The organism is Hymenobacter terrestris (assembly GCF_013377905.1).
Lineage (GTDB): Bacteria > Bacteroidota > Bacteroidia > Cytophagales > Hymenobacteraceae > Hymenobacter > Hymenobacter terrestris.
In genome coordinates, this window is the sequence record NZ_JABKAV010000108.1 from 1 (window position 1) to 6,165 (window position 6,165).

Consider the following 6,165-nt stretch of genomic DNA (forward strand, 5'->3'; position numbering starts at 1 on the left):
ACTCCATGTCCGATATTCCTGTTAAAACCCTCACGTCGCTGCCGACGACCAAAGTGGCGCGGGCGGCGCGGTTTGCCAAAACCGGCCTAAACGTGGGGGCCAACTACGTGAAGCACTATGCCAAGCGGGCCGTGGGGGCCGACAGCACCATGGATGATTTGCACGCCGCCAACGCGGCCGAGCTCTACGGCACGCTCAGCGAAATGAAAGGCTCGGTGCTGAAAGTGGCCCAGATGCTAGCCATGGAGAAAAACCTGCTGCCCACCGCCTACGCCGACCAGTTTGCCCAGGCCCAGTACCAAACCCCACCCCTCTCGGGCCCGCTGGTGGTCAAAGCGTTCCGTGATGCCTTTGGCAAGTCGCCTTTCGAGGTGTTTGACGAGTTCGACCGCGAGGCACGGCAGGCCGCCAGCATCGGGCAGGTGCATTTTGCTCGCAAGGACGGTCTGGAACTGGCCGTGAAGGTGCAGTACCCCGGCGTGGCCGACAGCATCCGCTCCGACATCCGGCTCGTGAAGCCCATTGCCCTGCGCGTGCTCGGGCTCGATGAGGCCACCGTGAGGCCCTACATGCAGGAGGTGGAAACCCGCCTCATCGAGGAAACCGACTATGCGCTGGAGTTGCGCCGGGGCCAGGAAATTGCCGCCGCATGCGCCGAATTGGCCCATTTGCAGTTCCCGCGCTACTATCCCGAACTGTCGTCGGCTCGCATCCTCACCATGGATTGGCTGCCCGGCCAGCACCTGCGCGAGTTCTTGCTTACCAACCCCAGCCAGGCCATCCGTAACCAGTTGGGCCAGGCACTCTGGGACTTTTACATGTTCCAACTCAACGAGCTGCGCCGGGTACATGCCGACCCACACCCCGGCAACTTCCTGCTCCGCTCCGATGACGGTGGCACCGTGGGCGTGCTCGATTTCGGCTGCGTAAAAGAGATTCCCGAAGATGTGCATCGCCTGTTCATCTCCCTGCTGGCTCCCGAAACCTTGGCTGACCCCGCCAAGCTGGCCGCGCTGCTCGAGGAAGGCGGCGTACTGCAAGCCACCGATGCACCCGCTCAGCGGAGTTTTTATGTAGAAACCATGCGGGCCTCGCTGGAGCTGGTGGGCCGCCCGTTTCGCCAGGCCACCTTCGATTTTGGCGACCCCAGCTACATGCAGGCTCTCTACGCCCTCGGCGACGACCTGATGCAGCAACCCGAGCTGCGCCAACAGCGCGAGCCCCGCGGCTCCGAGCACTTCATTTACCTTAACCGCACCTACGTGGGCCTCTATGCTCTGCTCACCGAGCTAAAGGTCAGCATCCGCACCGGGGCCGAGTAAGGTCTGTTTGAAACTAATTTTCCTGCTTCCGGTTAACAGCAACCCCGGCCTTTCGTGTAGCTACACGAAAAGCCGGGGTACTTTTCTTCCCCTTTATTTCTCCCCATGAAAAAGTTCTGGACTCTGTGCGCCGCGCTGCTCAGCGTAGTATCCGTGGCTTCGGCCCAAACAACCATGAGCTGCTGCGCCAAGCCGGCTGCCAGCTCAAACGCCACCGAAACCTTCGCTATGCTGGCTTCCAACGAAGATTTTTCGGGTGGCCACGATTCGCCCCTGCCCTTCCGCTACGCCGGCGGCGGCGAAATGATTGAGTTCAAGACCACCGACGGCGGCACCAGCAAAGCCTTTGAAATTAAGAGCAACATCCGCTCGGACAAGTACCTGTTCGTCATCCATGAGTGGTGGGGCCTGAACGACTACATCAAGCAGGAGGCCGCCCGCCTGGCTAAGGAGCTGCCCGGCACCAACGTCATTGCCCTCGACCTATACGACGGCCAGGTTGCCGCCTCGGCCGATGAAGCCGGGAAGCTCATGCAGGCCGTAAAAACTGCCCGGGCCGAGGCCATCATCAAAGGAGCGCTGCTACACGCCGGCCCACGGGCCCAGGTGGCCAGCATTGGCTGGTGCTTCGGCGGCGGCTGGAGCCTGCAAACGGCCCTGCTGGCCGGCAAGCAAGCTGCGGGCGCAGTGGTGTACTACGGCATGCCCGAAAAGGACGTGGCCAAGCTCAAAACCCTGAATACCGATGTGCTGATGATTTTCGCCAAGCAGGACAAGTGGATCAATCAGGAGGTGGTAACCGAGTTCGAGAAGAACATGAAGGCGGCCAAGAAAGGCCTCACCGTGAAAACCTACGACGCCGACCACGCCTTCGCCAATCCCTCCAACCCCAAGTACAGCAAGGCCATGGCCGAAGATGCCCACGCTGCCTCAGTTGCCTACCTGAAGAAAAATCTCAAGCTCAAGTAGACCACGTACCAAGACTGCAGATTAGCGCCGATTTTAACAGATTTCACGGATTTTTCAGACGACACCGAGCGGAATTCTACTCTCCTCGTGCGCTCTAAAACAGAAAGGCTGCCTCGTTGAGGCAGCCTTTCTGTTTTCTATCTTGGAAAAATAACCCAGCATCATATCCGTATACAAGCGCATAAACAGCTACCTTTTACCAGTCACTTTATACCTGCCCCTAATACCTATGGATACCACTATTTCGCCTGTGCAGCGGCTGCTCGATGAGTATGCCGAGAGCCACCAGAACCCGACCAACAAGCTTGTGCATTGGGTGTGCGTACCGCTGATTATGTTCGCTATTCTGGGGCTGCTGTGGTCGGTGCCGGTGCCAGCGGGGGTACGGGCCATCAGTCCGTGGCTGAACTGGGCCACGCTGGTAATGGTGCTGGCTGTGGGGTACTACGTGCGGCTTTCGGGAAGGCTGGCGGCGGGTATGGTACTGGTGTGGCTGACTATGGCGCTGGCATTGCGGCTGGTGCAGGCGCAGGCCGCGCTGCCGCTCTGGGCCGTGTGCCTCATCGTGTTCGTGCTGGCCTGGGCTGGGCAGTTCTGGGGCCATAAGGTTGAGGGCAAAAAGCCTTCTTTCCTCAAAGACCTGCAGTTTCTACTCATTGGCCCACTCTGGCTGCTACACTTCGTGTACCGGCGGTTGGGCTGGCAGTATTGATGAGGTGAAATAGTGCAACCTGTCATTTCTCCCTCATCGAAATGACAGATTGCACACTCACTATCCCATCTTTTCACCCAGCGCGACCAGGCTCTCCGGCAGTTGCTCCATGCTGTCGAGCACGAAGTAAAGGTCCTGAAATTTGTCCTTCTCGAAAGGGCTATCCAACACGCCCTGCAGGCTGAAGGGCAGGCGCGTCGGCTTCTCGCCCAGGCTGAACTTCACCTCACCGTGCGACGACAGCAGGCCCGCTCCGTAAATGCGCAAGCCCTCAGGCTGCTGAATCAGGCCGAACTCGGCAGTGAACCAGTACAGGCGCGTGAACATTTCGAGCGCGCCGGGCTGCTCACGGTGCTGCACGGCTGCTGCGCCTAAGTTCTGCAGGAAGGCCGCGAAACCGGGGTTCGTTAGTAGCGGCACGTGGCCAAACACGTCGTGGAACATGTCGGGCTCCTCCAGGTAATCGAGCTGGGCCAGCGTGCGCAGCCAGGTGGTAGCCGGGAACTTACGCTCGGCCAGCAAACCGAAAAATATAGCATCGTCGACAATGCCGGGCACTACCACCAGCTCCCAGCCCGTCAGTTCCAGCAGGCGAGGGTTCACCTCCCGGAAGTCGGGAATGGCGTCACGCGTGAAGCCCACCTGGCGCACACCCTCCAGGAACGTATCGGCGGCGCGACCAGGCAGCAGCTCCATCTGCCTGTCAAAAAGCAGCTGCCACACATGCTGGTCGGCGGCAGTGTAGCGGGCGTACTCCTGGCGCAATAGGGGCTGAACGGCAGTGATTTCGAGGGACGTGTTCATCAGTTGGAAAAAGAAAAAAGGGAAAAGAAAAGGCCTGCCCCCGCACGGAGCGGAAGCAGGCCTGACAAGACGTTGGAAGAGGATTTGCTACTCCTTGTTCCGGCACGCCGCCGCCGCTCCGCTCCCTTGCGGGGCGTAATAGGCATAAGCATAATAGCGGGAGGTGAAGCGGGTCATCGGGTACAAATGTAACGCATATAGATTAAACAGCCCGAAATTCGGTTGGAAAGCCAGCATTTTACACATTACTGCCAGCTCACTATTTGGTGGCCAATGCCGGCCGGGATACTTCAGCCAATACGGCGGCCAGATCGGCCACACTCTCGGCTAGTTGCTCCCAGCTGCTGAGTTCGAAGTAACCATCCTGCAGGTGCTCCTCGCTATAGGGGGTATCGAGCACGGCAGCCAATTCGAAAGGCTGGCGCGGGGCGGCCTCGGACAGGTAATGGTGAATTTCGCCCGACGAAGACAGCAGGCCGGCCCCAAACAGGCGGGTTTCGCCGCCTTCGCGCACCAGCCCAAACTGTACTGCGAAGCCGTAGAGCCGCTCTAGCCGCTCCATGGCCGCCGCGTCGTGCAGATGCAGCGTGGCTACGTGGCCTAGGAACTGCAGGAAATCGGCGAAGGCCGCATCCATCAGCAGCGGCACGTGGCCAAACACGCCGTGGAATAGATCGGGCTCCTCAATGAAATCGAACTGCGCCATGCTCCGAATCCAGACGGTAGCCGGGAAACGGCGCCGGGCCAGCAGACCATAAAAATCGGCATCATTGAGCAGGCCGGCCACTGGCACCAGCTGCCAACCGGTGGCCTGCTGCAGCCGCTGGCTTATCTGCACGAAATCGGGCAGGGCGTTGCGGTGCAGGCCGGCGGCACGCAGGCCCTGCCAGAACGCCCCGCAGGCCCGATTGTGTAGCAGGGCCGTCTGGCGGTCAAACAATACTTTCCACACCAAATGGTCTTGGGCCGAATACTGGTCGTAGTGTTGCTGAAGCATGGCAGTAGGCGTAAAAAAAGGCCCGTTTCCTGTCGGAAGCGGGCCTTGTTGCTGAGGTTCAGAGGAGGAAGATGTTCAGTTTTCCTGCCTGTTGCACCGGCCACGCCGCCCACCACCATACTGCAGATTGCAGACGGTAATCGACATAAAGCGCGTGGTGGTCAGGTTGAACATGGTATTGCAAATATAGAAATATATTTTTCTTATGCTATTTTTTCTCTACTCCAACTCCTGCCGCAAGGCATAGACCCGACGCAGGTTGCGGATCAGGCGCGCCGATTCGTCGAAATTGAGCGTCTGGGCGCCGTCGGAGGCCGCTTTTTCGGGCGTTTCGTGGGCTTCATAAATGATGCCGTCAGCTCCGGCCATGATACCGGCCAGGGCCATTGGCGCTACGTGCTCGCGCAGGCCGATGCCGTGCGAGGGGTCTACGATGACGGGCAGGTGGGTTTTCTCCTTAAGGATAGGCACCGCATTCAAATCCAGCGTGTTGCGCGAAGCCGTTTCGAAGGTGCGAATGCCTCGCTCGCAGAGGATCAGCTTCTCGTTGCCACCCGAAAACACGTATTCGGCCGACGAAAGCAACTCCTCCAACGTGCCCGAAATACCGCGCTTGATCATCACCGGCTTATCCACCCCGCCCAGCGCGTCGAGCAGGTTGAAGTTCTGAGTGTTGCGGGCGCCCACCTGGAATACGTCCACGTAATCGTGCATCTCCTCCACCTGCGACACCTGCATCACCTCAGTAATGATTTTGATGCCGCGGGTGCGGGCCATCTGGTGGAACAGTTTCAGCCCCTCCATACCCAACCCTCGGAACGAGTAGGGCGAGGAGCGCGGCTTGTACACGCCGCCGCGCATAATGCGAACGTCGTTATCGACGAGGTGCTGCATGATGCTTTCCATTTGGCCCTCGCTCTCGATGCTGCACGGGCCGGCGGCCAACGTGAGCGTCCCCTCCCCGATGCGTACACCGTCGCCGAGGTCGAGCACGGTGGGGCGCACGCGCCACTTGCGGCTCACCAACTTGTAGTCGTCGGATACGCGGTGAATGTCCTGCACGCCAGGCAGCTGGCCAAGGCTGCGCAGATCAATCTCGGCTTTGCCGATGGCCACGAGGTAGCGGGCGCGCTGGGTATTTACGGCGGTAGCTTTGTAGTTGAGCGCCTTTATTCTGGCTTCAATTTCCTGCTGATTTTGCTCGGAAATATGGGGGTCGAGTTGAAGAATCATTGGGTGGGGAGAAAGTTTTCGCAGCACGACGTAGGGGCGGGGTTTGCCCCGCCCGCCGTTGAACAATACTATCGAACGGCGGAAAACCCTGCAACGCATCGTTTCAGCGGCGGGCCCGGGAGAACACC

6 protein-coding genes are annotated in these 6,165 nt (G+C 59.6%); 3 read left to right on the forward strand and 3 right to left on the reverse strand.

What is annotated here, in order from left to right:
* The 3 genes from HW556_RS17710 to HW556_RS17720 form a co-directional block, all read left to right on the forward strand.
* Nucleotides 1–1,322, forward strand: a 1,322-nt coding sequence (locus HW556_RS17710) for an ABC1 kinase family protein (RefSeq protein ID WP_317170547.1), incomplete at its 5' end; no start/stop codon positions are given.
* Nucleotides 1,323–1,427: 105 nt separating this feature from the next.
* The gene (locus HW556_RS17715) at nt 1,428–2,291 is read left to right on the forward strand and encodes a dienelactone hydrolase family protein (protein ID WP_218136966.1); all 864 of its coding nucleotides are present in this window, start codon (nt 1,428–1,430) and stop codon (nt 2,289–2,291) included.
* A 229-nt stretch (nt 2,292–2,520) separates the two neighbouring features.
* Complete coding sequence (locus HW556_RS17720; RefSeq protein WP_176901453.1) at nt 2,521–3,003, forward strand: Mpo1 family 2-hydroxy fatty acid dioxygenase; 483 nt, start codon at nt 2,521–2,523, stop codon at nt 3,001–3,003.
* Nucleotides 3,004–3,063: 60 nt separating this feature from the next.
* Here HW556_RS17720 and phhA read toward each other — a convergent pair whose 3' ends face one another.
* The 3 genes from phhA to aroF form a co-directional block, all read right to left on the reverse strand.
* Entirely contained in the window at nt 3,064–3,807 is a 744-nt protein-coding gene (gene phhA, locus HW556_RS17725; RefSeq protein ID WP_176901454.1) for a phenylalanine 4-monooxygenase, read from the reverse strand.
* A gap of 259 nt (nt 3,808–4,066) precedes the next feature.
* Entirely contained in the window at nt 4,067–4,804 is a 738-nt protein-coding gene (locus HW556_RS17730; RefSeq protein ID WP_176901455.1) for a phenylalanine 4-monooxygenase, read from the reverse strand.
* Nucleotides 4,805–5,023: 219 nt separating this feature from the next.
* Nucleotides 5,024–6,037: a 3-deoxy-7-phosphoheptulonate synthase gene (gene aroF, locus HW556_RS17735; RefSeq protein ID WP_176901456.1), complete on the reverse strand. Its 1,014-nt coding sequence runs from the start codon at nt 6,035–6,037 to the stop codon at nt 5,024–5,026.
* Nucleotides 6,038–6,165: the final 128 nt, after the last annotated feature.